The 26,856-nt window shown below is 67.8% G+C and carries 23 protein-coding genes and 1 riboswitch; of the genes, 11 read left to right on the top strand and 12 right to left on the bottom strand.

Annotated elements, in window-relative coordinates:
• Positions 1 to 47: 47 nt before the first annotated feature.
• A complete protein-coding gene (locus tag AADH62_RS00630) occupies positions 48 to 2,045 on the top strand; it encodes an ABC transporter ATP-binding protein (protein ID WP_341577813.1) in 1,998 nt (665 codons plus the stop codon).
• Positions 2,046 to 2,184: 139 nt separating this feature from the next.
• On the opposite strand, the gene AADH62_RS00625 is transcribed toward AADH62_RS00630, so the two are convergent.
• Complete coding sequence (locus tag AADH62_RS00625) at positions 2,185 to 4,047, bottom strand: phosphoenolpyruvate carboxykinase (GTP) (RefSeq protein ID WP_341577812.1); 1,863 nt, start codon at positions 4,045 to 4,047, stop codon at positions 2,185 to 2,187.
• A gap of 117 nt (positions 4,048 to 4,164) precedes the next feature.
• Between AADH62_RS00625 and AADH62_RS00620 the strand changes: the two genes are divergently transcribed.
• Positions 4,165 to 5,601 (top strand): helix-turn-helix domain-containing protein, encoded by a 1,437-nt coding sequence (locus AADH62_RS00620; RefSeq protein ID WP_341577811.1) that lies wholly within the window; start codon positions 4,165 to 4,167, stop codon positions 5,599 to 5,601.
• Between the two features lie 150 nt (positions 5,602 to 5,751).
• Here the strand turns inward: AADH62_RS00620 and AADH62_RS00615 are convergent, their stop codons facing one another.
• A complete protein-coding gene (locus AADH62_RS00615) occupies positions 5,752 to 5,886 on the bottom strand; it encodes a hypothetical protein (protein WP_341577810.1) in 135 nt (44 codons plus the stop codon).
• 222 nt (positions 5,887 to 6,108) lie between these two features.
• Between AADH62_RS00615 and AADH62_RS00610 the strand changes: the two genes are divergently transcribed.
• On the top strand, positions 6,109 to 6,867 hold the full coding sequence (locus AADH62_RS00610; protein WP_341577809.1) for a DUF559 domain-containing protein: 759 nt from the start codon (positions 6,109 to 6,111) through the stop codon (positions 6,865 to 6,867).
• Between the two features lie 51 nt (positions 6,868 to 6,918).
• The gene (locus AADH62_RS00605; RefSeq protein WP_341577807.1) at positions 6,919 to 7,362 is read left to right on the top strand and encodes a hypothetical protein; all 444 of its coding nucleotides are present in this window, start codon (positions 6,919 to 6,921) and stop codon (positions 7,360 to 7,362) included.
• Here AADH62_RS00605 and AADH62_RS00600 read toward each other — a convergent pair.
• The 3 genes from AADH62_RS00600 to glyA all read right to left on the bottom strand — a co-directional run bounded on the left by AADH62_RS00600 (position 7,359) and on the right by glyA (position 10,674).
• Positions 7,359 to 8,339, bottom strand: coding sequence for a DUF4436 family protein (locus AADH62_RS00600; protein ID WP_341577805.1), 981 nt, complete (start codon positions 8,337 to 8,339; stop codon positions 7,359 to 7,361). The genes AADH62_RS00605 and AADH62_RS00600 overlap by 4 nt on opposite strands.
• A gap of 54 nt (positions 8,340 to 8,393) precedes the next feature.
• Complete coding sequence (locus AADH62_RS00595) at positions 8,394 to 9,281, bottom strand: bifunctional methylenetetrahydrofolate dehydrogenase/methenyltetrahydrofolate cyclohydrolase (protein WP_341577804.1); 888 nt, start codon at positions 9,279 to 9,281, stop codon at positions 8,394 to 8,396.
• Between the two features lie 118 nt (positions 9,282 to 9,399).
• Positions 9,400 to 10,674, bottom strand: a complete 1,275-nt coding sequence (gene glyA / locus AADH62_RS00590; RefSeq protein ID WP_300592204.1) for a serine hydroxymethyltransferase — start codon at positions 10,672 to 10,674, stop codon at positions 9,400 to 9,402.
• A 53-nt stretch (positions 10,675 to 10,727) separates the two neighbouring features.
• A riboswitch (ZMP/ZTP riboswitch) is annotated at positions 10,728 to 10,811 on the bottom strand.
• An 82-nt stretch (positions 10,812 to 10,893) separates the two neighbouring features.
• Between glyA and AADH62_RS00585 the strand changes: the two genes are divergently transcribed.
• From AADH62_RS00585 to AADH62_RS00570, 4 genes are all read left to right on the top strand, one after another.
• Positions 10,894 to 12,450, top strand: a complete 1,557-nt coding sequence (locus tag AADH62_RS00585; protein WP_341577803.1) for a family 20 glycosylhydrolase — start codon at positions 10,894 to 10,896, stop codon at positions 12,448 to 12,450.
• Entirely contained in the window at positions 12,444 to 13,604 is a 1,161-nt protein-coding gene (gene nagA, locus AADH62_RS00580) for an N-acetylglucosamine-6-phosphate deacetylase (protein WP_425355633.1), read from the top strand. The genes AADH62_RS00585 and nagA overlap by 7 nt, the downstream gene beginning before the upstream one ends.
• 116 nt (positions 13,605 to 13,720) lie before the next feature.
• Positions 13,721 to 14,098, top strand: coding sequence for a YrdB family protein (locus tag AADH62_RS00575; RefSeq protein ID WP_341577801.1), 378 nt, complete (start codon positions 13,721 to 13,723; stop codon positions 14,096 to 14,098).
• Positions 14,095 to 15,462: an FAD-binding oxidoreductase gene (locus AADH62_RS00570; RefSeq protein ID WP_341577800.1), complete on the top strand. Its 1,368-nt coding sequence runs from the start codon at positions 14,095 to 14,097 to the stop codon at positions 15,460 to 15,462. Before AADH62_RS00575 ends, AADH62_RS00570 begins: the two co-directional genes overlap by 4 nt.
• A 55-nt stretch (positions 15,463 to 15,517) precedes the next feature.
• Here AADH62_RS00570 and AADH62_RS00565 read toward each other — a convergent pair whose 3' ends face one another.
• The 6 genes from AADH62_RS00565 to AADH62_RS00540 form a co-directional block, all read right to left on the bottom strand.
• Complete coding sequence (locus tag AADH62_RS00565) at positions 15,518 to 16,297, bottom strand: glucosamine-6-phosphate deaminase (RefSeq protein WP_341577799.1); 780 nt, start codon at positions 16,295 to 16,297, stop codon at positions 15,518 to 15,520.
• A complete protein-coding gene (locus AADH62_RS00560; protein WP_341577798.1) occupies positions 16,290 to 17,219 on the bottom strand; it encodes an ROK family protein in 930 nt (309 codons plus the stop codon). The genes AADH62_RS00565 and AADH62_RS00560 overlap by 8 nt, the downstream gene beginning before the upstream one ends.
• A gap of 43 nt (positions 17,220 to 17,262) precedes the next feature.
• A complete protein-coding gene (locus AADH62_RS00555; RefSeq protein ID WP_341577797.1) occupies positions 17,263 to 18,105 on the bottom strand; it encodes a carbohydrate ABC transporter permease in 843 nt (280 codons plus the stop codon).
• The gene (locus AADH62_RS00550; protein WP_341577796.1) at positions 18,102 to 19,073 is read right to left on the bottom strand and encodes a sugar ABC transporter permease; all 972 of its coding nucleotides are present in this window, start codon (positions 19,071 to 19,073) and stop codon (positions 18,102 to 18,104) included. The genes AADH62_RS00555 and AADH62_RS00550 overlap by 4 nt, the downstream gene beginning before the upstream one ends.
• 74 nt (positions 19,074 to 19,147) lie before the next feature.
• Positions 19,148 to 20,416 carry an extracellular solute-binding protein gene (locus AADH62_RS00545; RefSeq protein ID WP_341577795.1) on the bottom strand — a complete coding sequence of 423 codons (1,269 nt, stop codon included), beginning with the start codon at positions 20,414 to 20,416 and terminating at the stop codon, positions 19,148 to 19,150.
• A 78-nt stretch (positions 20,417 to 20,494) separates the two neighbouring features.
• Entirely contained in the window at positions 20,495 to 21,691 is a 1,197-nt protein-coding gene (locus tag AADH62_RS00540; protein ID WP_425355626.1) for an ROK family protein, read from the bottom strand.
• A 188-nt stretch (positions 21,692 to 21,879) separates the two neighbouring features.
• Here AADH62_RS00540 and AADH62_RS00535 point away from each other — a divergent pair, with 188 nt between their 5' ends.
• Positions 21,880 to 22,854, top strand: a complete 975-nt coding sequence (locus AADH62_RS00535) for an acetylxylan esterase (protein ID WP_341577794.1) — start codon at positions 21,880 to 21,882, stop codon at positions 22,852 to 22,854.
• Positions 22,851 to 23,771 carry an N-acetylglucosamine kinase gene (locus AADH62_RS00530; RefSeq protein ID WP_341577793.1) on the top strand — a complete coding sequence of 307 codons (921 nt, stop codon included), beginning with the start codon at positions 22,851 to 22,853 and terminating at the stop codon, positions 23,769 to 23,771. The genes AADH62_RS00535 and AADH62_RS00530 overlap by 4 nt, the downstream gene beginning before the upstream one ends.
• A gap of 247 nt (positions 23,772 to 24,018) precedes the next feature.
• Here the strand turns inward: AADH62_RS00530 and AADH62_RS00525 are convergent, their stop codons facing one another.
• Positions 24,019 to 26,238 carry an NADP-dependent isocitrate dehydrogenase gene (locus AADH62_RS00525; RefSeq protein ID WP_341577792.1) on the bottom strand — a complete coding sequence of 740 codons (2,220 nt, stop codon included), beginning with the start codon at positions 26,236 to 26,238 and terminating at the stop codon, positions 24,019 to 24,021.
• 132 nt (positions 26,239 to 26,370) lie between these two features.
• Between AADH62_RS00525 and AADH62_RS00520 the strand changes: the two genes are divergently transcribed.
• Positions 26,371 to 26,823, top strand: a complete 453-nt coding sequence (locus AADH62_RS00520; protein WP_292711489.1) for a GNAT family N-acetyltransferase — start codon at positions 26,371 to 26,373, stop codon at positions 26,821 to 26,823.
• The last annotated feature ends 33 nt before the right edge of the window (positions 26,824 to 26,856 follow it).

The following is a 26,856-nucleotide window of genomic DNA, read 5'->3' as shown; positions in this document are numbered from 1 at the left end:
GCGCGGAGTACGGTCGTAGATAGCCCCTCCCCCGAATCGAGGTCTCGATGTCGCGCGCTGATACGCGTCCCGTCCGCCGTGGTCGTCGCACCCCCGAAGAAGGCCCGCGCGCGACTTTCCGCCAGCTGGTGCCCTTCCTTCTCGAGCATCGGAACGTGCTCATCGTGGTCGCGATCCTGAGCATCATCGGGGCAGTCGCCACCCTCGCCCAGCCCGTGCTGGTCGGCCAGGTGATCACCCGCGTTCAAGATCAAGTCCCGCTCGGATGGCTCGTGTGGGGAATCGTCGCGCTCGTTGTCGCGGCATCGCTCATCTCCGGGTTCCAGCACTACCTGCTGCAGCGCACCGGAACTGCCGTGGTCTACTCGAGCAGGCGACAGCTCGTGGCCCGCATCCTGCACCTTCCCATCCGGGAGTTCGATGCACGCCGCACGGGCGACCTCGTCTCCCGTGTCGGTACCGACACGACGCTGCTGTACGCGGTCCTCACGCAGGGACTCGCGGATGCCGTCGGCAACTCGCTCCTCTTTATCGGTGCCCTGGTCGCGATGGCGCTGATCGACCCCCTTCTGCTGCTGGCCATCGTCGTCGTGATCGGCTTGTCGGTCACCGTGGTCGTGATCCTCAGCGGCAGGATCCGCCGCGCCACCGGCGAGCAGCAAGAGAAGGTCGGCGAGTTGGCCTCCTCGGTGGAACGCGCCGTCAGCTCGATCCGAACCGTGCGCGCCGCAGGAGCCACCGAGCGCGAGGTTGCGGACATCACGGGTGTCGCGACGGAGGCCTACGGCGTCGGCGTGCGGATCGCGAAGGTCTCGGCGCTCGTCGTTCCTGTCGCGGGCATCGCCCTGCAGGTCTCACTGCTGGTCGTCCTGGGCGTCGGCGGATTCCGCGTGGCATCCGGCGCGATCGAGATCGCAAGCCTGGTCACCTTCATCATGTTCCTCTTCCTGCTCGTCGGCCCGCTCGGGAGCTTCTTCGGGGCCATCACCTCGGTGAACCAGGCCCTCGGTGCGCTCGGCCGCATCCAAGAGATCCTCAATCTCCCGACAGAGGACGCCGACGACGCACGGCTCGCGGCATCCGTCACCGAGTCCTCCCCCGTTCCGGTGTCACAGATGGCGGGCGCCGCGGCCTCAGACCCGGCATCCGTGACACCGGAACCGCGGGAGATCGCGATCGAGTTCCGGGATGTCTGGTTCCGATACCCCGAGGCCGTCGTCGCCGCACGCCGAAAGGCCGAGACCGAAGCGCGTGCCGTGCTCGAGAGCGCGCATGTCGACACATCGGCCATCGCGCTCGCGGGTGACGACGGCACGGATGCCACCTCCAATGAGCAGGCGCAGTCCGAGGCATCCGATCATGCCGGCGACGTGCTGCGCGGCGTCTCGTTCCACGTCCCCCGGGGGTCGCGTGTGGCGATCGTCGGTCCGTCAGGGGCCGGCAAGAGCACGACGCTCGCACTCATCGAGCGGTTCTACGATCCGACCGCCGGCGCGATCCTGCTCGGTGGTGCTGACATCCGAACCCTTCCGCGCGAACAGCTGCGCGCACAGCTCGGCTACGTCGAGCAGGACGCGCCGACCCTCGCCGGAACGATCGCGCAGAACCTGCGCCTCGCCTCCCCCGAGGCGACGGATGCCGACTGCGAGCGCGTTCTTGACGCGGTGAACCTGACCGAGGTGCTCGAGCGCAGTCCGCTGCGCCTTCAGGCCCCGGTCGGTGAGAACGGCGTCATGCTCTCCGGCGGCGAGCGTCAGCGCCTGGCGATCGCCCGTGCTCTTCTGGCCGCCCCGCCCATCCTGCTGCTGGACGAGTCGACATCATCCTTGGACGGACTAAATGAGCAGCGGATGCGGGATGCGATCGACGCCGTCGCAGCAGAACGGACCCTTATCGTCATCGCCCATCGCCTGTCGACGGTCGTCGACAGCGACCTGATCGTGGTTATGCAAAACGGCGAGGTGATCGGCCAGGGTACCCACGGCGGGCTGGTCGAGTCGACGCCGCTCTACCGCGACCTCGCGCGCCACCAACTCCTGGTCTGACGCCACCCCGCCGAATCCGAACGAATTTCGACGAACCCACACCTTCCTGCGGCTGAAACGTGTGGGCTGGTGCCGGAAGGTGTGGGTTCGCGAGGGACGCGGGTTCGCGCCGGGTGCGGGCGGGAGGAGGACGCCCGGGTCAGGCTGATTTGAGGCGGTAGCGCAGGGCCGCGAGTTCGGCGTTCAACTGGGCCGGGATGCGACCGTCGAAGACGCCGTAGAACTCCTCGGTGAGGTCAGCCTCGTGCAGCCACGACGCGGGGTCTACGGCGAAGAGCTCATCGAGGTCTTCCTGCGGAACCTCGATGCCCTCGAGGTTGAGGTCCTCGAGGCGCGGCAGGCGCCCGATCGGGCTGTCAAGCGCCGGCACCGTCCCGTCGACGCGGCGGATGATCCACTCGATGACACGGGAGTTGTCGCCGAACCCGGGCCAGAGGAAGCGACCATCCGTTCCCTTGCGGAACCAGTTGACCTGGAAGATCCGCGGAGCGCGATCGAACCGCAGCTGCTGACCCATCTTGACCCAGTGGCCGAAGTAGTCGGCCATGTTGTAGCCACAGAAGGGCAGCATCGCGAACGGATCACGGCGGAGCTCGCCGACCGTGCCCTCTGCAGCCGCGGTGCGCTCTGACGAGATCGTCGAACCCAGGAAGACGCCGTGAGCCCAGTCGGTTGCCTCGACCACGAGCGGAACGTTGGTGGCGCGGCGTCCACCGAACAGGATCGCGTCGATCGGCACACCCTCGGGTGCATCCCAGTCGTCCGCGATCTGCGGGCACTGGTCGGCACGCACGGTGAAACGGGAGTTCGGGTGCGCCGCGGGACGCCCGGATGCCGGGGTCCAGGGGTTGCCTTCCCAGTCGATGAGCTCGGCGGGAGCCTCGTCGGTGAGACCCTCCCACCACACATCCCCGTCGGGGCGAAGAGCCACGTTCGTGAAGATCGTGTTGCCCCAGAGCGTCTCAACTGCCGTGACGTTGGTGGACTCACCGGTGCCGGGGGCGACGCCGAAGAAGCCGGCCTCGGGGTTGATCGCCCAGAGACGCCCATCCTCACCAGGGCGCAGCCACGCGATGTCGTCGCCGAGGGTCTCGACGCGCCATCCGGGGATCGTCGGGCGCAGCATCGCAAGGTTGGTCTTGCCGCAGGCCGACGGGAACGCGGCGGCCAGGTGGTAAGCCTTGCCCTCGGGACTGATAACGCGGATGAGCAGCATGTGCTCGGCCATCCAGCCCTCATCACGCCCGATGACCGAGGCGATGCGCAGCGCGAAACACTTCTTCGCGAGGATGGCGTTGCCGCCGTATCCGGAGCCGTATGACCACACCTCAAGCGTGTCGGGGAAGTGCACGATGTACTTCTCGTCGTTGCACGGCCAGGCGACATCCTCCTGACCCGGCGCCAGCGGCGCACCCACGGAGTGGACGGTCTTGACCCACGGCGACCCAGCTGCGATCTCGCGCAGGACATCGGTGCCGACACGCGTCATGATGCCGATCGAGGTGACAGCGTAGGCACTGTCGGTGATCTGTACGCCGATGTGCGACAGCGGTCCAGCAACGGGTCCCATCGAGAACGGCACGACGTACATCGTGCGCCCACGCATCGACCCGTCGAAAAGTGGAGCGATCGTGGCGCGGATCTCGGCGGGGGCCACCCAGTTATTGGTCGGGCCGGCGTCCTCCTCGCGCTCCGACGCGATGAAGGTGCGCGCCTCGGTGCGTGCCACATCGCTCGGGTGAGAGCGCGCGAGGTACGAGCCCGGCCGCCACTCGGGGTTGAGCTTGATGAGCTTGCCCTGCTCGACCTGCTCGCGCAGCAGAGCCTCGTTCTCGGCGCGGGAGCCGCTCACCCAGTGGATCCGATCGGGCTTGGTGAGCGCTGCGATCTCGCCCACCCACTCGATGAGGGCATCCATGCCGGGGCCAGAGATCGACGGCAGTTCGCCGGATGCCGACGCGGGCGCCGAGATGGTGGGGTGAGTAATGTCAGCGATGGCCATTGTCTCTCCTGTGTGCGACGTCGTCTGGGGGCTCGTTGTCCACTTTCCTGCACGTGAAGCGCGGTTTGAACGCGTCTAGCCTCATAAGAAACCCGATTCTTTCGCTAGCATCAAGGAATGGCACCCACGAACCTCGAGCTGGTGACCCTCGGGCACCGCATCCGTCACGAACGCGTGTCTCGAGGGTGGACGCTCGACGAGTTGGGTGCGCAGGTCGGGGTCGCCGGCAGCCAACTGAGCCTCATTGAAAACGGCAAGCGCGAGCCGAAGCTCTCGCTGCTGCAGGCAATCGCCCACGCGACGGGGCTGGAAGTCACCGATCTTCTGGCGGCTGAGCCGCCGAATCGCCGAGCGGCGCTGGAGATCGAACTCGAACGCGCGCAGGCAAGCCCCGTGTTTCGCAGCCTCGGCATCCCACCGGTCAAGGTCACCAAGGGGATGCCGGACGAGACGATCGAGTCGATACTCGGTCTGCACCGGGAGCTCGATCGCCGTGAGCGAGAAGCGATCGCGACGCCCGAGGAGGCGCGTCGGGCCAACACCGAGCTGCGTCTGCGGATGCGGGAGCGCGACAATTACCTCCCCGAGATCGAGAAGCTCGCTGAGAAGCAACTCGCAGCAGCAGGTCACGTGTCAGGAGCTCTCACCCACCGCACCGTGAGCATCATGGCCGAGCGCCTCGGGTTCGAGTTGCTTTATGTCAACGACCTGCCACGCTCCGCGCGATCGGTCACCGACCTCGAGAACGGCCGCATCTACCTCCCGCCCGCGTCGATCCCGGGCGGCCACGGGCTGCGCTCTATGGCGTTGCAGGCGATGGCGCACCGGTTGCTCGGACACCAGCGGCCCACCTCGTACGCGGACTTCCTGCAACAGCGGCTGGAGATCAACTACTTCGCCGCCTGCTGCCTCATCCCCGAGACCAACGGCGTCGCGTTCCTGCAGCAGGCCAAGAAAGACCGCAACCTCGCCGTCGAGGACTTCCGCGATGCGTTCGGCGTGACGCACGAGGCGGCTGCGATGCGGATGACGAACCTGATGACACAGCATCTCGGCATCCGCCTGCACTTCTTGCGCGTCGACGGATCCGGAGCCATCTCGCGCGTCTATGAGAACGACGACCTTCCGCTGCCCATGGATGTCACGGGTGCCGTCGATGGGCAGATCGCGTGCCGCAAGTGGTCGGCGCGCGCTGCATTCTCGGAGCAGAACCGCACGACCGAGCATTACCAGTACACCGACACTCCCGCCGGGACGTTCTGGTGCGCCACGCAGACCGGCACGACAGCCGACGGCGAGTTCTCGATCAGTGTGGGGGTCCCGTTCGACGACGCCCGCTGGTTCCGTGGTCGCGAGACGACCAAGCGCGCGATCTCTTCGTGTCCCGACGAGGCGTGCTGCCGCCGGGCACCCTCGGAGCTCACCTCGCGTTGGGAGGGCAAGGCGTGGCCGAGCGCCCGCGTGCACATGCAGATGTTCACCCCGCTCCCCCGCGGCAACTTCCCCGGCGTCGACGACTCCGAGGTGTACGCGTTTCTGGACCGTCACGCCTGACGCGGCATCAGCGTCCACGCCGGTCGCTCGCGCCCGCGATAGTGGGCGTAGATTGTCGTCTCGACTCGAGAAGTGGGCGCAAATTGTCGCCTCAGGACCTGCAAGCGACAATTCAGGCCAACCTTTCGCCGTTGGGACCGCGCGCGAGAATCAGACAGTGATGCTCGAGAGTCCGGCATGGGCTCCTCCCCACATCCAGGTTCGGCGCAGGATGACAGGAGTTGCCTGAACGGCCAGCCCCGGGTGCGGCCCGCCCCGGATGCTGATCGGATGCCACGCCGCCACGCCTCGCTTCCTCCGACGCTGTCTGGCACATTCGCCTACGCAGAGGCGCGCGCGATGGGTGTTAGTCCCCGGCGACTGCGTGGGTCCGATCTCGAGCGCCCGTTCCATGCCACTCGGATTCGTCCCGAGGCCGCGACACGCTCCGCGTTCGAGGGTCCGCAAGCGATCGACGCCCGAGCCCGCGCCCGGGTACTCGAGCGGGCCCGCGCATACAGCCGCGTGATGAGTCGGCGCGGATTCTTCACAGGGATGACGGCAGCAGCGCTTCTCGGGTGTCCACTCCCCGACGACTTCGACGCTGACGCAGACCTGTCGGTCGGCATCATGCACCCGCATCGGGCAGCGCGAGCCCGAGGCGTGGCCGGCCTTCAGACGCGCGAGCACCTTGCGTACGTGATGGATGTCGAAGGCTTGCGCGTGACCACTCCCGCCTCGACCTGGGCGATGCTCGGCGGAGAGCTGTCAGAACGGTGGCTCGTGATCATGGGGGATCATTTCGTACGAGTTCCTCGCGACCACCGGGGTCGGGCCATGCCGGACGCGCGACTGGCCACGCCCGCACAGTTGGAGGCAGCAGCGCTCGCGCCAGGGCGGCGGCACCGCAAAGAGCTCCTTCGTGCCCTGACGTCGGTGCGCGTCGGCAGTGCTTCCCGGCTCGAGACTGAGTATCGATTGGATGCCGAGGCCGAGCGACTGCCCGACATGGAGTTGGATGTCGAGGTCCGCGATGCGGACGGAGCGCTGATAGCAATTGTCGACGGCATGCATCGAGCGTTCGACCTGATTGTCGAAGTCGAAGGGGATCACCACCGGACCGATCGCGCACAGTGGAATCGCGACATCGACAGAACGGCGGCACTGGCGGCGCAGGGGTGGGAGGTCGTCCGCCTGACCTCTCGACGGATTCGAGACGGGAGCGCGACGGCGGTGGTCGGAAGCGCCCTCCACCGCCATGGTTGGGAGGGAGCGCGGGGCCACTAGCAGCGGCGCATCCCGGCTGACGTGACGCGGCATCCGTGGCAGGGTGGATCCGTGCGCGCCTGGCTGATCCGCTTCGTGACTCTCTACCTGTTCGACGTTGTCGTGCTGCTCGTGATCGGTCTGATCATGCCGCAGGTCTCGGTCGGATGGTCGGTACTGTGGGCAGCCGTGATCCTCGCGCTGGCGACGCTCTGGGTCAAGCCGGCCTTACGACGCTGGCTGGGAGGCCGCGCCGAGCGGTCAAGCCGCGACCTCACGCGCACAGGCGCAAAGCTCGTTCAGGGCGCCGTCGTGCTCATCGTCGCAGCAGTCGTGTGGGTGCTCGTCGTCGTGCTGTCCGGTGTCAACGTCGCGGGCTTTTTCTGGGGCTGGGTCATCCCACCGGTGTTGCTCGTCATCGCGTGGCTCATCTACGACGCCATCGATGACCGTCTCGAAGCACACGCTGGCCGCCTCTGGGATGGCGCCCGCGGGCGCGAATCCCGCGGCGGCTAGGAGTCCCCGCCGCCATCTGATCCGGCATCCGCGTCGGATCCATCGCCCGGCACGTGGGAGTCGCCCGCAGACTGGGCAGCGGCAACGCCGGCCGGGCCACTGCGGAGCCACGCGAGGATGAAGATCACCAGTCCGGCGATGAGCGCAGCGATCACCCAGAGCACGATGAGGTAGTCCACCCAGGAGCCGATCGGCGGGGAACCGGGAAGGAAGTTGCGAAGCGGAATCGTCGCGAACAGCATCGCGCCGAACCAGCCGAGCATGGTCGCCTCGATCTTGCGGCGGCCCCGATAGACGGTGATCGCAGCGGTCAGGACGAGAACCGGCGCGATCACCATCAGCGTCAACAGCACGACACCGAAAGCGATGGTGGATGCCGCGCGCGTGATGGTGAACTGAACCCCGAGTGTTGTGATCAGCCCATCCTCGGTGGCCATAGCGGGCAACTCCACCGCCTGCGCGGTGACGTTCCAACCCGGGACTCGACCATCGACCGCGAGTTCGTACGGGATCGGCACGCCCTCACCGTCCGCAGCTTCGCGCAGTGGCACGATCATCGTTTCCGTCGTGTAGCGGTCGAACGGCCACTGCTCGATGAATCCATCGAGCGTGAGTGCGACGGTCTCGGCCCCCACGACCTCATCCGCGCCGTAGGTGATCGTGCGCGACCCGTCGGTTCCGGTGACCAGGACGTGCACAGTTTGGTCCATCGAGAATTGGTCGGACGAGTAGGAACCGAGGTCGGGACCGGGCGTGATACGCAGCGTGAGGTGGCTCGCCGCGGCGTCCACGTCAGCAGGAGTCAGGGTGAGCACGAGCGGTTGCCCCGAGCCCCCGCTAGACACAGACGCACGCTCGATGCGTCCGCCTGACGCGTAGAGCAGAACCACGACGACATACAGCAAAACGAGGGCGAGGATACCGCCCACCATGGCCGCGCGACGGCCGCGGCGTCGCGCAGGAGTCGAGGACGTCACGGCGTCATTGTGCCAGAGCAAGGATGCCGACGCGTGCCGCCGCCGCGGTCGGGGTCAGCCGGCCAGGCGTTCGGCGGTCTCCACGACGTTCGCGACAAGCATTGCGCGGGTCATGGGTCCGACACCACCGGGGTTCGGAGAGAGCCAGCCGGCGACCTCGGCCACTGCCGGATCGACGTCCCCGGCGAGCTTCGCACGACCGGAGTCGGTGGTCCCGACGCGGGTCACGCCGACATCCAGCACAGCCGCGCCCGGCGCAATCCACTCGGGCTTCACCAGGTGCGGCTGCCCGACCGCGGCGACGACGATGTCGGCCCGGCGAACCTGAGCCTCGAGGTCGGGGGTGCGTGAGTGCGTGAGCGTGACTGTCGCGTCAGTGCCCTTGCGGGTCAGCAGGAGCCCGAGCGGGCGACCGACGGTGATGCCGCGCCCGATGACGGTCACGTGCTTGCCGGCGATCTGCACGCTGTGGCGAGTGAGCAGCTCGATGATGCCGGCAGGCGTGCACGGCAGGGGCGCTGCAACCGCGGTGGCAGGGTCGACTCCGAGCACGAGCCGACCGAGGTTCGTCGGATGCAGGCCGTCGGCATCCTTGTCGGGATCGATCAGCTCGAGGATGGCGTTCTCATCGATCCCCTTCGGCAGCGGCAGCTGCACGATGAACCCGGTGACGGCGGGGTCCGCGTTGAGCCCACGGACGGCATCCGCGATCTCTTCCTGCGTCGCCGTCGCGGGCAGCTCGACAGCAATCGAGGCGACGCCGACTTCCGCGCAGTCGCGGTGCTTGCCGGTGACGTACGAGCGCGAGGCACCGTCATCGCCGACGAGTAGTGTCCCCAGGCCCGGCACGATGCCCCGCTCCGCAAGGGTAGCGACGCGGTCACGAAGCTCCCCCTTGATCGCAGCGGCGGTCGCGGTGCCGTCGAGTAGTTGTGCAGTCATTCGCGTCTCCTGTCGTCATCCCGCGACATCCGCGTCCCGGGACGGATAACTACGTCCATAGGTATTCTACGGGCGCGGGGTCGCGTCATCCAGACCCGGATGCCGCAGCGATCCGGGCTTACTGGGACAGACCCGGGTAGAGCGGGAAGGCTTCGGTCAGGGTCGCGACGCGCGCACGAAGAGCGTCGATGTCGGGGTTCGGCAGCAGCGCGAGCGCGATGATGTCGGCTACCTCGGCGAACTCAGCGTCCCCGAAACCACGCGTGGCGAGCGCGGGCGTCCCGATACGCAAGCCCGAGGTGACCATCGGCGGGCGCGGGTCATTGGGCACGGCGTTGCGGTTGACGGTGATCTGGATCTCGTGCAGCAGATCCTCCGCCTGCTTCCCGTCGATCGCCGCGTTCCGCAGGTCGACGAGCACGAGGTGCACATCGGTGCCACCCGAGCGAACAGCGATGCCGGCATCGGCCACATCGCGCTGGGCGAGCCGGTCGGCGAGGATCTTCGCCCCGCGCACGGTGCGCTGCTGCCGCTCGCGGAACTCCGGGGTCGCAGCGAGCTTGAAAGCCGTCGCCTTCGCTGCGATCACGTGCATCAGCGGGCCACCCTGCTGCCCCGGGAAGACCGCCGAGTTGATCTTCTTCGCAAGCGCCTCGTCGTTGGTCAGAATGAACCCCGAACGCGGGCCGCCGATGGTCTTGTGAACCGTGGATGACACGACGTGCGCGTGGGGCACGGGCGAGGGGTGCACGCCACCTGCCACGAGACCGGCGAAGTGAGCCATGTCGACCCAGAGAAGTGCATCCACCTCGTCGGCGATCTCGCGGAACCGCGCGAAGTCGAGCTGGCGCGGGTATGCCGACCAGCCCGCGATGATGACCTGCGGACGGTGTTCGAGCGCGAGGCGACGCACCTCGTCCATGTCGATGAGGCTCGTCTCGGGGTCGACCCCGTACGCGACGATGTCGTACAGGCGACCGGAGAAGTTGGCCTTCATGCCGTGCGTGAGGTGTCCCCCGTGATCGAGTGACAGACCGAGGATCGTGTCGCCCGGGCGCGCGATCGCGTGAAGGACAGCCGCGTTCGCCGTGGCACCGGAGTGAGGCTGCACGTTCGCGTACGCGGCGCCGAACAGCTCCTTCGCGCGGGCGATCGCGAGCTCTTCGGCGACGTCGACCTCTTCGCACCCGCCGTAGTAGCGCTTGCCCGGGTAGCCCTCGGCGTACTTGTTCGTGAGCACCGAGCCCTGCGACTGCAGCACCGAGACGGGCACGAAGTTCTCGGACGCGATCATCTCGAGGTAGCTCTGCTGACGAGCGAGCTCGCGGTCAAGGACCTGAGCGATCTCGGGATCGACTTCGGCAAGTGGGGCGGTGAACAGCGAGTCGCTCATGGCGTTGTGCTCCTTGTGCTGCGGGGCGGGGACGACGGCCTCGGGTGGGGTTCCGTCTCGACCCAGGCGTACGGTCGAGTACCGTGTCGGTCGCTCCCCGGTGGTCATCCACCTCAACGCCAGTCGCGACATCCTGAGCATACCGGATCGCACACAGCCCTCGATCCGCGACGGAGCGGTTGGTAGAGTGACTAACAACTATTTGTTAGGACTCTTTACATGACTGTGGCGCAGCCCCGCGACACCGCCACCTTCGCGTGGCCCGTCCCTCTTCCTCGTGAGGTCGTGGCGGGCGAAGGACCGGGTTTCATCCTGCGAGCGCGGGCCGCGGTCATGGGGGACCCGACGGGCATCGATGTTCTGACGAACCTCCTGTCTGCGCGAACGGACGGCGCGATCAGCCTCGATTCCACCGCGACAGGCCCCGGTATCTCGTTGGCGGTCACGGATGCCGAAACTGCCGAGTCCTACCGGCTGATCGCCTCTGCGGACGGCGTCGAGGTGGTCGGGTCCGACGCTGCTGGCCTGTTCTACGGCATCCAGACACTGATGCAGGTGATCGAGCGGACCGACGACGGATGGCGCGTCCCGGCCGTGCAGATCACTGACGCGCCGCGGTTTGCGTACCGCGGCGTCATGCTCGATGTCGCGCGCCACTTCTTCCCCGTCGAGGTGGTGCTCGGTGTCATCGACCGGGCTGCGCAGCTGAAACTGAACCATCTGCACCTGCATCTGAGCGATGACCAGGGGTGGCGGATCGAGATCCCTTCGCGCTCGGAGCTCACACGGCTGGCATCCGCAACCGCTATCGGCCGGGACCCCGGCGGCTTCTACACTGCCGAGGACTACGCCCGGATCGTGGCGTACGCCGCTGCCCGCCACCTGACGGTCGTGCCCGAGATCGACCTTCCCGGCCACACCCACGCGGTCGGTCTCGCCTACCCCGACATCGTCGAGCCTCCCGTGCTCTCGGAGCACATCCGCGAGATCGTCGAGGCCTACGGCAGCACGCTTCCCGTCGCGGGCAAGGCCTACGAGGGCATCGCGGTCGGCTTCTCGTCGCTGCGAATCGGCGAGCCCGCCACCGAGGCCTTCGTGGCGGATGTCGTCTCCGATCTTGCCGCGATGACCCCCGGCCCCTACCTGCACGTCGGCGGCGACGAAGCACTGGGAACGGATCCCGCCGACTATGCCGCGTTTGTGAGTCTCGCCTCGCGCATCGTCGCGGATGCCGGGAAGGTGCCCGTCATGTGGCATGAAGCCGGTGCGGCACCTGACCTTCATCCGGGAACGATCGGCCAATACTGGGGATTCGTCTCACCGACCGACGGCATGGACGCGAAGGCTCGGGGGTTTGTCGCGCGCGGCGGGCGCGTCATCCTGTCGCCTGCCGACGCGGTCTACCTCGATATGAAGGATGCGGAGGATTCGGAGCTCGGCCTGACCTGGGCGAACGGTGTCACGAGCGTCGAGCGCGCGTACGCGTGGGAGCCGGCGTCGGTGCTCGACGGGGTAGCCGAGAGCGACATCCTCGGTGTCGAGGCAGCGCTGTGGACCGAGACCGTGCGCACCGCCACCGATATCGACACGCTGATGTTCCCGCGGATCGCGGCCGCAGCCGAAGCCGCGTGGTCACCGGCTGTGGAGCGGCATCCGTTGCGAACCTGGGACTCGTTCCGCATTCGCGTCGCCGCGCGCGCGGGGTTGTGGGACGCCCTCGGCATCCGCTTCCGCCGCTCACCCGAGATCCCCTGGCGCGACGGGGACGCATCGTGACCGCCACGATCATCCACAGCGCGCGGCTCGTCTCGGACGGCGCCGAGACCGGCGATGCGTGGGTGGAGCTGCACGGCGGCACCATCGCCGCCGTGGGAACCTGCGAGTCGTGGCGGTCCCGTCCGGCCTCCGCGACGATCATCGACGCGAGCGAGGTCGCCGGACCCGGCGCCATTCTCACGCCGGGGTTCGTCGACCTCCACGGTCACGGCGGCGGCGGCTTTTCGTACGAGGGCGATGGGGCAGACATCCGCGCCGCCCGCGCCCTCCACCTCGCGCACGGCACGACGCGGGCCGTACTCTCGCTGGTTTCCGGCTCGCTCGAGCACCTCACGGAGCAGGTCGCCCGGATCGCGGCGATGACGAAGACGGATGCCGGCATCCTCGGCTCCCACCTCGAGGGACCGTTCCTGGACCCGGGTCACCGCGGCGCCCACGACCCCGCGGCCCTGCGCGCGGCGACCCCGGACGCTGTCGCCGCGTTGCTCGAGGCCGGGGCCGGGACGATCCGGCAGGTCACGCTGGCACCAGAGCTGCCCGGTGCGGCTGACGCGATCCGCGCGTTTCGGGAGGTGGGCGTCTGCGTCGCGGTCGGTCACACGGATGCCGACCTCGAGGCGACACGCGCAGCGTTCGAGGCCGGCGCTAGCATCCTGACCCACGCGTTCAACGCGATGCCTCCCCTGCACCACCGCGCGCCGGGGCCGGTCGGCGCAGCAACCGCCGATGCGCGCGTGACGCTCGAGGTCATCGCCGACGGCGTCCACGTGCATCCCGAGCTCATCCGGATCCTGTTCGCCGCGGCGCCGGGACGGATCGCGCTCGTCACCGACGCGATGGCCGCCGCGGGCGCCGGCGACGGCCGGTATGTGCTCGGCGAGCTGGAGGTAGATGTCGTCGACGGTGTCGCACGCATCGCCGGGACCGATACGATCGCCGGGTCGACGCTGACACAGGATGCTGCGCTGCGCGTCGCCGTCGGGGCCGGAGTCGACCTCGCCGACGCCCTCGGTGCCCTCACCGTCGTGCCCGCCAGAGCGGTCGGTCGCCCTGACCTCGGCATCCTGGCCCCCGGTCACGCGGCCGACGCCGTGCTGCTGGATGCCTCGCTGACCGTGCGCGCCGTCTGGTGTGACGGCCACCGCGTGCAGTGAGGCTGCGGATAGTGGGCGCGAACTGTCGTCTCCTAGCCCAGAAGCGACGATTCGGGCCCTCCTTTTGCCGCGATAGCGACCAGATGCGCCCAACTCACGCGGCCTAGACTGAAGCCATGCCCGAATCAGCGACCCCGTCCGGCCTGCCCGCAGGGACCCGCCCGGCACTCAGCGTGGTCGACGTGCTCGCCGTTTTGTGCGAACTCTTCGCGTTCGGGACGCTCGCGTTCTGGGGCTTCGCCGCCTGGCCCTTCCCCTGGAACATCGTCGCGGGCATCGTCGCGCCCGTGGTCGCCATCCTGCTGTGGGCGCTGTTCGTCTCACCCCGAGCGGTGATCATCGTGCATCCGTTCCTGCGCGCGGTGGTTGAGCTCCTCGTGTATGTCTCAGCGACGATCGCATGGTGGAGCGTGGGCCTTGTGTGGGTTGGTCTGATCTTCGGGGTCTTCGCCGTCACCGTCGGCGTGATCGCCGGGCGTCGCCGGCTGGCATGAGCGACCGCGAGGTCCTCGCGCAGTTGCGTGCCGAACTCGGCGACGCGCTCGATACGACGGATGCCTCGCTCGACGCTGCCCGCGCCGACAAGTCGGGGCACGCCAGCACCGGGCGCCCGCTCGCCGTCGTGCATGCCCGGAGCGTCGACGATGTCCAAGCGACGCTGCGCATTGCCTCTGCCACCGGGACGCCCGTCGTCACCCGGGGAGCGGGGACGGGGCTCGCCGGCGGCGCGAACGCCGGCCCCGGCGAGATCGCGCTCTCGGTTCGGGCGATGGATCGCATCCTGGAGGTGCGACCCGATGACCTGCTGGCCGTCGTCGAGCCCGGCATCCTGAACGCCGACCTGAACCGCGCGCTCGCCGAGCACGGCCTGTGGTGGGCACCGGATCCCGCCAGCCGTGACATCTCCACCGTTGGCGGGAACATCGCCACCGGTGCCGGGGGCCTCTTGTGCGCGAAGTACGGCGTGGTGCGAGACGCCGTCCTCGGCATCGATCTCGTCCTCGCCGACGGGCGACTGCTGCACCTGGGTCACCGCACAGTCAAGGGCGTGACGGGCCTCGACCTGACGTCGCTCGTCATCGGTTCCGAGGGCATCCTCGGTGTCGTGGTGGGTGCGACCCTGAAGCTCCGACGGCTCGTGCCGGGCGACGTGTGCACCATCGCTGCGACCTTCACGGATGTCGGCACCGCCGCGAGCGCCTGTAGCACGGTGACCGCCGCGGGCCTGCAGCCGGCGATCATGGAACTGCTGGATGCCGCGGCGCTGACGGCCATCCACGAGTTACTGGGCCTTGCCGCGCCGACCCCGGGCGCGACGCACGTCACGATTCAGACCGACGGCACCGCCGCGGCAGCTGACGCGGCGGCAATCACCGCGGTGCTGGAGGCAGCGGGAGGCACCGTCGCCCTCTCCACCGACCGCGAGGAAGGCGAGCGACTGCTCGCGATCCGCCGGTCGGTGCATCCCGCGATGGCGCGCCTGGGGACGACGCTCATCGAAGACGTTTCGGTTCCGCGGTCGCAGCTCGCGACGATGTTCGCGCGCATCGCCGACATCGAGCGCCGCTACGGTCTCGTGATCCCGACTGTCGCGCACGCGGGCGATGGAAACCTGCATCCGAACTTCATCTTCGATGGTCCCGACGTACCCGCCGAGATCTGGGAAGCCGCCGACGAGCTGTTCCATGCCGCGCTCGATCTCGGCGGAACCCTCACCGGCGAGCACGGCATCGGGGTCCTCAAGCGCCGATGGCTCGCTGACGAACTCGGCGATGACCAGTGGGAGCTGCAGCGCCAGATCGCGCGCGTCTTCGATCCGCAGGGGATCCTCAACCCCGGCAAGGTGTTCGCCCCGTGAGTGTCACCGTGACGGGCGTCGTGCGCGTGAACCCTGCCGGCGCGCAGCGCTCGGCCTAGATACCCTGCCAGGCCGGCTTGTTCGCGTAGGCGTAGCGGTAGTACTCCGCGCGGGTGAGCTCGCTCGCGGCGTCCTCGTCGACGACGACCGTGACGTGAGGATGCAGCTGAATCGCAGAGCCCGGAACGGATGCCGACACCGGCCCCTCGACGGCTGCCGCGAGGGCCACCGCCTTGGATGTCCCGAATGCGAGGAGCACGAGGTGGCCGGCTTCGAGGATCGTGCCGAGCCCCTGCGTGATGCAGTGCATCGGCACCTCGTCGGGCGAGGCGAAGAAACGCGCATTGTCGGCGCGGGTCTGCTCGGTGAGGGTCTTGACGCGCGTGCGGGAGGCGAACGACGAGCCCGGTTCGTTGAAGCCGATGTGGCCGTCGGTGCCGATCCCGAGGATCTGCAGGGCGACGCCGCCGGCATCCATGATCGCTGCCTCGTAAACCTCGCCGGCGTGCGCGATCCCCTCGAGGCGCCCATCGGGAACCCGGATGCGCGCCGGATTCAGCCCCAGTGGCTCGACCACCTCGCTCGTGATGACCGACCGGTAGCTCTGCGGGTGCGCGGGATCGAGTCCCACGTACTCGTCGAGGGCGAAACCGCGAACCAGTGATACGTCGACACCGGCCAGGGCGGGGCGCAGAGCCTCATAGACGGGGAGTGGCGTCGACCCCGTCGCCAGCCCGAGCACGAGCTCGGGGGTGGCGCGGATGCGTCGAGCGATCTCGCTCGCTACCAGCTGCCCGCCCGCCTCACGGTTTGGGACGATGATGACTTCAGCCATGGGAAAGAACCTCTCTCTCGTCTGCCGCTTCAGCTCCGATGAGTGCCGCGCCGAGCGCCGCGGCGGGCGCGCCGACGGGAAGGATCTCAACGCGATCGACCAGTTGGAGTGACCGCAGGAACGCCGACTCGTGCGCACTCGTCTCCAACTGCGCGGCAACCTGTTCCTCCAGCCGGGTTCCCAGAGCCGTGATGCCGCCGCCGAGAACGACGGTGTCGACATCCGCTGTGAGCACGAGCACCCGGATGGCGGCAGCGACACCCCGGGCGAGGTCGGTGCGCAGTCGCACGGCTGCCGGATCGCCCGCGTCTGCCGCGTCGAAAACGTCGCGAATCGGAAGCGCGCCGGGCCTACCCCACCGGGCCGACACGGCGCCACCGCCGGCAAGCGCCTCGATGCACCCGCGTTGGCCGCAGCGGCAGACGGGGCCTGCCGGATCGATCGACAGATGCCCGATCTCTCCCGCTCCACCACGCGCACCGCGCCACAGCAGACCGTCTGTCACAACGGCAGCGGCCATGCCCGTCCCGAGGTTCAGATACCCCATCGACCGCGTACCGCCCCGCAACGAGGCGGCGCCGAGCGCGGCGGCCTTCACATCGTTTTCGACGCGCACGGGCACGCCGAGTCCCGGTGCAACGGCGGCTGCAAGATCGAGCGTCTCAACACCCAGGTTGACGGCGTGCTCGACCCGCCCCGACCCCGGTTCGATCCGGCCGGGGATCCCGATCCCGACGGAGCGGATGTCGGCCGTGGTGAGCGCGGGCTCGGCGCACAGACGGGATACCGCGGCAAGGATCGTCTGCACGACGGCATCCGGCCCCCACCCGGTTGCCAGGCGCGTGCGGGCGACGATGGTGCCGTTCGGAGCGACGGCGACGGCATCCGTCTTGGTTCCTCCGACATCGAGGCCGAGTCTCATCGCCCGCCTCCGATCCAGAGCGGGTGGGTGGTGCGCATGGTCATCAGCCCTTGACCGCTCCGGCGACAAGTCCCCCGGTCATGCGGCGGTTCACGAGCAGGAAGAACACGATGACGGGGATGGCCATGATCGTGGAGGCTGCCATCACCACTGCCCAGTCGGTGGCTTTGGTTGCCTGCACGAAGGCGCGAAGCCAGATCGGGAGGGTGAGCGACTCCGGACGGGTCATGATCACGAGGGCGAACACGAACTCGTTCCACGCCTGGATGAATGCGAAGACACCGGTGGCGATGAGTCCGGGCGCCAGCAGCGGGAACGTGACCCGCCAGAATGCACCGGCGCGGCTGCATCCGTCGATCATCGCGGCCTCTTCGAGTTCGACCGGCACCCCCGCGACAAACCCGCGCAGCGTCCAGATCGTGAACGGCAGGACGAAGGCGATGTAGACGAAGCTCAGACCGATGATCGTGTTGATGAGGTACCAGCCGTCGAGCATCCGGAACACCGAGATGATCATGGCTTCGGCGGGGATCATCTGGACAACCAGGATCGCGATGATGAACGACCGCCGACTGCGGAACCGATACCGCGAGACGGCGAGTGCCGCCAGGAAAGCGAACACCAGTGCCGCGACCAGGGTGATCGCCGTGACCGCAACGGAGTTTCCGAGCGCCGTCACCAGACCCTCATCGCCGAGGGCGGTCTGATAGTTCGAGAGCGTGAACTGGTCGGGCCACCAATGCGGCTCCGCCGAGCGTACGGCCGATGCCGGCAGGAGCGACGTGTTGACCATCCAGTAGACGGGGAAGACCGAGAACGCGATCACGACGAGGGCCGCGAGGTTCAGCAGGATGCGGGCGGAGCGCCGCCGGGGCCGAGCATTCATGACTGTTCCTCCTGTCGCAGCATCGTGCGAATCCAATAGCCGGAGATCAGCAGCAGGATCGCGACCAGGATGACCGAGATGGCGCCGCCTGCCCCGAGATCACCCGAGGCCATCGAGACGCTGTAGATGTAAACGCCGATCGTGTTGGTCTCGGCGCGCACCCCACCAATCGATTGGAGGGCGTAGATCTGGGCGAACACGCGCAGATCCCAGATGATCTGCAGGATCAGCAGCACCAGCAGGATCGAGCGGACGTACGGGACGACGATGAGTCGGAAGCGTGCGAACCCGGACGCTCCGTCCAGCGATGCGGCCTCCATCACCTCGTCGGGGACTTGCGTGAAGCCCGCGTAGGCGGTGAAAGCGACGAAGGGAACGGCACCCCACGTGATGATGATCGCGGCAACCGCATAGAAGCTCACGGGATCGATGAGCCAGCTGTGGCCCGTCCAGTCCGTTCCCGTGACGTGGGTGAGAACCCAGTTGACCAGGCCGTACTGGGTGTCGAAGATCCAGCCCCACACGATCGTGGCGGTCAGGGCCGGCATCGCCCAGGCCAGCAGCAGTGCGACAGAGACGGCCGTGCGCATGACAGTACCGAGCTTGGTCAGAAGCACCGCGACAAGGATGCCGAGCACCATCGTGGCGACAACGCTGACGATGCACAGGGCGATGCTGCGAGCAAGGACCGCCCAGAATTCGGCATCCGTGAGGACGGCGACGTAGTTGTCGAGCCCGACGAATCCGGGCGGGGCGCCGAAGATCTGAGCCCGACCGAACTCTTGAAACGACATCACGAGCAGCTGCACGAGCGGCCAGCCGATGAAGACCACGAGCATGATGAGCGCCGGCGTCAACAGTGCCAGCGGCGCCCAGGGGAAGCGCCGACGACGCGGGGACTGCTCGCGAAGGTCGGGACCCGTTGTCTCCGGCGACGCCGAGGCGGCGGGTGCGGTGACGGTGGTCATGGAAAGTCCTTTGACAGAGAGGGAGACACGGAGCGGGGACGCCCTGACGGAGCAGAGCGTCCCCGCTCGAGGTGTCAGCCGTTGAGGATGTCGGTGATCTTCGCGTCGGCGTCGGCCGCGAGGGTCGCGATGTCGCCGCCGTTCGCGATGTTCACGAACAGGTCCTGCATGATGCCCTGGGCTTCGACATCCGCCCAGTTCGGCGATGCCGGGGTGAGCTTCGCGTTGGCGGCAGCCTCGGCGATGACGGCAGCCAGCTCCGGCGTTGCGGCAGCTACCTTGTCGCCGAGCGAGACCTTGGCCGGTACGAGCCCCGCACCGGCAAGGATCGTCTGGTACTCATCCGAAAGCATGATCTCCAGCGCCGACTTTGCCAGCTCCGGGTTCTGCGACTTCGCCGAGATGCCGACGTTCGAGCCGCCCGCGAACACCTGGGCGGCCCCGCCTTCCATGCCCGGCAGCGCGAAGTAGCCGGTGATGTCGGCCACGGGGGTCGCCGCCTGGTCCTCGTCCGCGATGATCGACCAGTACGCCCAGCTCGGCGCAGAGTAGGTCGCCGACTGCTCGGTGCGGAACGGCACCCAGCCCTCAGCCTCATCGCCGTCCTTCGGAGCCAAGGATGCCTTCGTCATGAGCTCCTGCACCTGTGCGAGTCCCGCCTGCGATTCGGCGCTCGACAGCTGCGCTTCCCAGGTGCCGTCGCTGCCCTGCACGGCGATCTCGCCACCGTTCTCCCAGATAAAGGGCAGGGCGTTGTACCAGTCCTTGCCGGGGAAGTAGACACCCGAGACGCCCGGCAGCGCGGTCGCGAGGGCGACCCCGTTGGAGACGTACTCGTCGAGCGTGGTGGGCACGGCAACACCGGCCTGCTCGTACATCGCGGTGTTGTAGAACACGACGCGCGAACCCGAGTAGTACGGGGCTGCGTACAGGGTGTCATCCCAGCTGCCGGCCTGGACGAAGCCGGGCAGGAGGTCCGAGCCGCCGAGCTGCTCTTCGATGTCGGACAGGCTGAGCAGCGCACCACTGGAGGTGAACGCGGGAGCCTGCGTGTTGCCCATCTCGACGATGTCGGGGCTGTCGTTGCTCGACAGGCTCGTGGTGAGCTTGTCGACCAGCCCGGTCCACTGCTGCTCTTCGATGACCAGAGTGCTGCCGGGGTTCTCCTCTTCGAAGGTCTCCACGAGGTAGTCGCGGGCCTCCTGCGGAGTATCGGTACCGACCAACCAGACGCGCAGTTCCGCTGCCTCGGGGGTGTCGTTCGGGGTGCCGCCGCCTGCACAGCCGGCGAGGACCACAGCTGAGGCACCGACGAGGGCGACGGCTCCGAGCTTTCTGTTCATGGTGTCTTCCTTCGTGTTCTCTTGGTTTCGGAAGAGGTCGGGCGACCTATCCGGTGGGGGGAATGGTTGGGGTGACGCTTACGACACCCCGAGCTGGCCTGACAGGACCATGACGGCTGCTCCGCGCAAGACGATGTCCTGGCCTTGCGCCGTCATCCGGACGCGCACGCCGTCATGGAACCGGGCGAGCGTGCGAGTACGGATCGTCTCGACGGTTGCCTCGGCGAGAGGACCGGCGAGAAGTTCATCGGGACCCGAAAGCACGATCTCCGACACGTCGAGGGCGCCGACGATCGGGGCGAGCGCGATCCCCAGGCGTTCGCCGGCATCGCGCAGCTGCTGCTCACGATCGGCGGCTGTCTCGGCATCCGCCATGCGTGCGGTCAACGCGGGTACCGACAGCCATGCCTCGAGGCATCCGACTTTGCCGCACGCGCACTGTGGGCCGCCGTCGGTACCGACGGTGACGTGTCCGATCTCACCCGCAGCGAAGTGCGCACCGCGCATCGGCTGACCGGCAGATACCAGCCCCGACCCGACGCCGCGCCCGACCTTCACGAGCACGACATCGTCTCCTGCGCCACCGAAGGTGTATTCGGCGAGGACTGCGGCATTCGCGTCGTTGGCCACGAGCACCGGCAGAGCGAGCGCGTCCTCGAGGATGCTGCGAAGCGGCACCTGCGTCCACCCGAGGCCGGGAGCGCTGAGCACGACACCATCGTTGTCGACGACACCGGGAGACCCGACGCCGATTCCCAGGATCGGAGCGTGAGCATCGGCGACGAGGCGCCGAGCCAGCTCGATCACGGCATCCCGGGCGTCCTCCGCCCCGCGCGGGGCCGGGATCTCGTGACGGGCGACGATGTCGCCGTCGAGCGTCAGGATGGCGCCGAGGAACCTGTCGGGGCCGGAGAGGTCCATACCGAGGATCCGGCGGCCTGCGCGGTCGAGATCCACGACCATCGCGGGCTTGCCCGGGCCAGAGGCTTCGCGGATGCCGAGCTCGGCGACCAGGCCATCACCGATGAGTTCAGCGACGAGGTCAGAGATCGTGACGCGCGTCAGCCCCGTCTCCCGGGAGAGGTCAGCGCGGCTCATCGCGCCGTCATGGAAGAGCGTCTGGAGTACGAGCGAGCGGTTGTGCGCGCGGGCATGCTCAGGAAGCACCTTGACCCGGCGCAGACCGCGGCGCGGCATCGTGGCCGAGGCGCCTGGAGCCGTCTGGGTGTGCGCGGTCCCCGTGGAAGAGCCGCGCTGCGCTTCCGATGCAGTCATGTTTGTTAGTAGACCTTACGAACAAAAGATCTGCAAGCGCGTTCCTGGATTTGGACGGACAGTTTACAAAACCGTTACATCCGTCCGACGGCGCAACCCTAGCTTTCCCCTGGCCGTCGAGCCCACGCCGGGGCGGCAAGAGCCGTAACATGCGATGGGCGATCTCGCGCCCGAGGAAAGGAACACGCGTGCCCTACTTCGACCTCTCCCCCGCTGAGCTCGAGGCGTATGTCCCGCGGATTACCGAGCCGTCGGATTTCGACGCCTTCTGGAACGCCACGATCGAGGAGTCTCGCCTCGCGGGCTGGGAGCCGCGCCTCACTCCTGTTGATTCGGCGCTGCGGTCAGTCGACGTTTTCGATGTCTCGTTCGCGGGATTTGGCGGTGACCCGATCAAGGCCTGGCTGCTGCTGCCGGCCGGCGCGACCGAGCCCCTTCCCGCGGTGGTCGAGTACATCGGGTACGGGGGCGGGCGCGGCCTGTCCTCCGAGCGGCTCGCGTGGTCGGCAGCCGGCTACGCGCACCTCATCATGGACACGCGCGGCCAGGGCTCGACCTGGGGAGCGGGCGGGGACACTCCCGATCCGCACGGCACCGGCGCAGCCACCAACGGATACATGACCCGCGGCATCGAGGACCCCGCCGACTACTACTACCGCCGGGTCTTCACGGATGCCGTCCGCGCGGTCGACGCCATCCGTGCTCTTCCCCAGATCGATGCCGCGCGTGTGGCAGTCACCGGGGGAAGCCAGGGCGGCGGCATCGCGCTGGCCGCCGGCGCACTCTCGAAGGGGCTGGTCGCTGTCATGCCCGACGTCCCCTTCCTCTGCCACTTCTCTCGCGCCGTCGGGTTGACCGATCGCGAGCCCTATCAGGAGCTCGTCCGGTACCTGAGCGTGCACCGGGACGCCCGCGAGCGTACTTTCGCGACGCTCAGCTACTTCGACGGCGTCTCGATGGCGCGCCGTGCGAGCGCACCGGGGCTCTTCTCGGTCGCGCTCATGGACTTCACCTGCCCGCCCTCGACGGTGTACGCGGCCTTCAACACCTTCGCTCACGAGACCAAGCGCATCGTGGCCTACGAGTTCAACGACCACGAGGGCGGCGGCGCGCACCAGTGGACGCAGCAGGCGGCGTTCCTCGCGGAACTGGGCATCCAGTGAGCGCTCGAACCGCAGCCGTCGTCGCGATCGACGCCGGCCAGACCGGCATGAAAGTGCGTGTGCGCACTGACGCCTCGGTCGGCGAGGCCCTTCTACCCGGCGTTCGTACCGACCAGCCGGTGCTCCCGCAGATCGGTCTGGCAGCACGACAGATCGCCGACGAGTTCGATCTCGACATCCGTCACCTCGCCGCGGGAATCTCGGGGCTCACCGACGGCGAGACGACTCCCGACGCCGTCGCGGCGCTGGTGCGCAGTGCCGGGGCCGCACACGCGGTCATCGCTCACGATGCGACAACGTCGTACCTCGGGGCCCGCGGCATCGCCCACGGTGCCGTTGTGGCGGCCGGAACCGGCGTCGTGACTCTGGGAGTCGGCCCTGGCGGCGCAGCGCGCGTCGACGGCTGGGGTTACCTCATGGGTGACGCCGGCAGCGGCTTCTGGCTCGGGCGTGAAGCGCTCGTCGCCGCGATGCGCGACCACGACGGCCGGGGCGCCGCGACCGCGCTCACCGGTGTGGTGCGGGATCGTTGGCCAGACCTTGAACAGGCCTACATCGACCTGCAGGCCGATCCCGCTCGGGTGAGCATCGTTGCATCCTTCGCGGCTGAGGTCGCACGGGCGGGAGCCGACGGCGATGCCGTGGCTCTCGACATCCTGAGGCGCGCCGCCGATCTGCTGGCAGAGAGTGCGCTGACCGCGCTCCGCCGCGTCGACGCGGAACCGGCCGTGTGCGCAATCGGCGGGGTGTTCCGGTCCGAGGCCCTCCGCGACGAGTTCACGCGCGCACTGGTGAGCGAGCGGCCGGATGCCCGGGTCGTCGAGCCCGCCGGGATCGGCATCGACGGTGTCGAGGCTCTCATCGACCTCCCCGCCGATCACCCGCTCGCGCCCCTGACCTGGTCGGCCCGCGCGTAGCCTCCAGCCCCATCGCGTCCAAACCCTTTCGTTCGGTCGCGCCCTGATGCGGGTGTGATGCACCTCGCCCCGCAAAACAGCGTGACCGAAATCTGTGAGACCGAAGCCTGCCAGACGCGGCGGATGCCTGCGAGGAATGCGTGCGACACACCTGAAGAAGTGCTTCGGTCGCACGGATGCCGCGACGGATACCGGATACGACTCGGGCCGCCCCGCCAAAGCGAAAGCGGCCCGAGTCGAGAAGAGATCAGCGCAGCGCGTCGATGACGGCGTTGAAGGTCGCCGAGGGTCGCATGACCTCGTCGACGAGTTCGCCGTTCGGGCGGTAGTAGCCACCGATCTCGACCGGTGACCCCTGCGCGGCATTGAGCTCCGCGACGATCGTCGCTTCCTCGGCAGTGAGCTTCTCGGCTACCGGTGCGAAGGTCGCCGCGAGTTCGGCATCCTCGGTCTGCTTCGTCAGCTCCTGCACCCAGTACAGGGCGAGGTAGAAGTGGCTGCCGCGGTTGTCGATGGTGCCGAGCTCGCGGCCCGGAGACTTGTCGTTCTCGAGGAAGGTGCCGGTAGCGGCATCGAGCGTGTCGGCGAGGACCTTCGCCCGCGCGTTGCCGGTCGTCTCAGCGAGGTGCTCGAGGGATGCCGCGAGCGCGAAGAATTCGCCGAGCGAGTCCCAGCGCAGGTAGTTCTCGCTCAGCAGCTGCTGCACGTGCTTCGGGGCAGACCCGCCGGCGCCGGTCTCGAACAGCCCGCCACCCGCGAGCAGTGGCACGATCGAGAGCATCTTGGCGCTCGTGCCCACCTCGAGGATCGGGAAGAGGTCGGTGAGGTAGTCGCGCAACACGTTGCCGGTGACCGAGATCGTGTCGAGGCCGTGGCGCATGCGCGCGAGCGTGTAGCGGGTGGCTTCCTCGGGCGAGAGGATGCTGATCTGCACGCCCTTGGTATCGAGCAGCGCGAGCCCCTGGTGGACCTTCGCGATCAGCTGGGCGTCGTGCGAGCGGTTGACGTCGAGCCAGAACACAGCGGGAACCCCGGTTGCCCGGGCGCGGGTGACGGCGAGCTTCACCCAATCCATGACCGCGATGTGCTTGGTCTGCGTCGCGCGCCAGATGTCGCCGGCGCCGACCTCGTGCTCGAGCAGCACCTCACCCGACGAGTCGAGCACCTGAACGACGCCAGGAGCGGCGATCTCGAATGTCTTGTCGTGGCTGCCGTACTCTTCAGCAGCCTGCGCCATGAGACCGACGTTGGGAACCGTGCCGATCGTCGTGGGATCGAGCGGCCCGTTCGCGATGACGTCGTCGATCACGGCCTGGTAGACGCCGGCGTAGGAGGAGTCCGGGATCACGGCGAGCGTGTCATCCTCACCACCGTCGGCTCCCCAGAGCTTGCCGCCGTTTCGGACCAGGGCAGGCATGGATGCATCGACGATGACATCCGAGGGAACGTGCAGGTTCGTGATGCCCTTGTCGGAGTTGACGTACGAGAGCCGGGGGCCGCGCTCCAGGTCGGCGTCGATCGCCGCCGCGATCTCGTCGCCACCCTCGACCGACGGCAGACCCGCGAGGATCGACCCGAGTCCGTTGTTCGGCGTGAGGCCCGCTGCCGCGAGCTTGTCGCCGTAGCGCTCGAAGACATCCGCGAAGTACGTCTTCACGACGTGACCGAAGATGATCGGGTCACTGACCTTCATCATCGTGGCCTTCAGGTGAACGGAATAGAGCACGTCCTCCGCGGATGCCTGCGCCAGCGTCTCAGCAAGGAAGGCATCGAGGGCGGATGCCGACAGGAATGTCGCATCGATGATCTCGCGCGGGAGGACCTTCAGTCCCTCCTTGAGCACCGTGACGGCGCCGTCAGTGGCGACATGACGGATGGAGAGCACGTCGTCGTGTGCTGCGACCCACGACTTCTCGTTGCTCTTGAAGTCGTCGTGACCCATCGTCGCGACCCGGGTCTTCGAGCCCTCCGGGAAGGGCTTGTTGCGGTGCGGGTGCTTGCGCGCATAGTTCTTGACCGACAGCGGCGCCCGGCGGTCGCTGTTTCCCTCGCGCAGGACGGGGTTGACAGCCGACCCCTTGATGCGGTCGTAGCGAGCGCGGATGTCCTTCTGCTCGATCGTCTGCGGCTCGTCGGGGTAGTCGGGGATGTCATAGCCCTGCGACTGCAGCTCGGCAATGGCGGCCTTCAGCTGCGGAATGGATGCCGAGATGTTCGGCAGCTTGATGATGTTGGCCTCGGGGAGGGTGGCCAACCCGCCGAGCTCGGCGAGGGCGTCACCGACCGCCTGCTCGGGCGTGAGCTGCTGCGGAAAAGCGGCAAGGATGCGACCGGCGAGAGAGATATCGCGCGTCTCGACATCCACGCCGGCCTGATGCGTGATCGCCTGCACGATGGGAAGGAAGGAAGCTGTGGCCAGGGCCGGGGCTTCATCGGTGTACGTGTAGATGATCGTGGATTCGCTCACTCGCCTGTCTTTCCGCTCGGGTCGCCGGGCCAGCCTACCGCACCCCGATAACTATCTCGATATCAAGATAAATTCCCCAGAGGTCACCGTCTCGGGATGCTGAACCGCAGCATCCCGGCTAGCCTGTGTGACATGGCCGAACTGCGACTTGCTGAACTGTCCGCCGCCACGGTGGAAGCTGTCAACAATATGTCGCTCAAGCCCGGGCAGGCAGAGTTTCTCGCCCCCGAGAGCTACGAAGTGGCGGCAGGAGATGTGGATCCCCAGACCATGTGGCAGCGGGTCGTGCTCGATGGCGACGACGTAGTCGGGTTCATCAGCGCGAACTTCGACGGCGACAGCGTCTCGGAGTACTTCCGGTCAGTGCTGTGGCGGATCAACGTCGACGCCGACGACCAGGGACGCGGAATCGGTCGATTCGCCGTCGAAAGCCTGCTCGCCGAAGCCCGTGAGCACGGGGTCGATCACGTGAATGTCATCTATGGTGCGGGCCAAGAGGGCCCGCAGGCATTCTTCGAGCGTGTGGGCTTCACACCGGTCGGAGAAACCGAGTACGGTGAGGTTATCGCCGAGATCCGGCTCTGATCCGGCGAGTCCCACCTTAGTATTCAGCCCCCA

The organism is Microbacterium schleiferi (genome assembly GCF_038150145.1).
GTDB lineage: Bacteria > Actinomycetota > Actinomycetes > Actinomycetales > Microbacteriaceae > Microbacterium > Microbacterium schleiferi_B.
The sequence above is the reverse complement of the archived record's forward strand: the minus strand, read 5'-3'. Positions and strand labels throughout refer to the sequence as shown.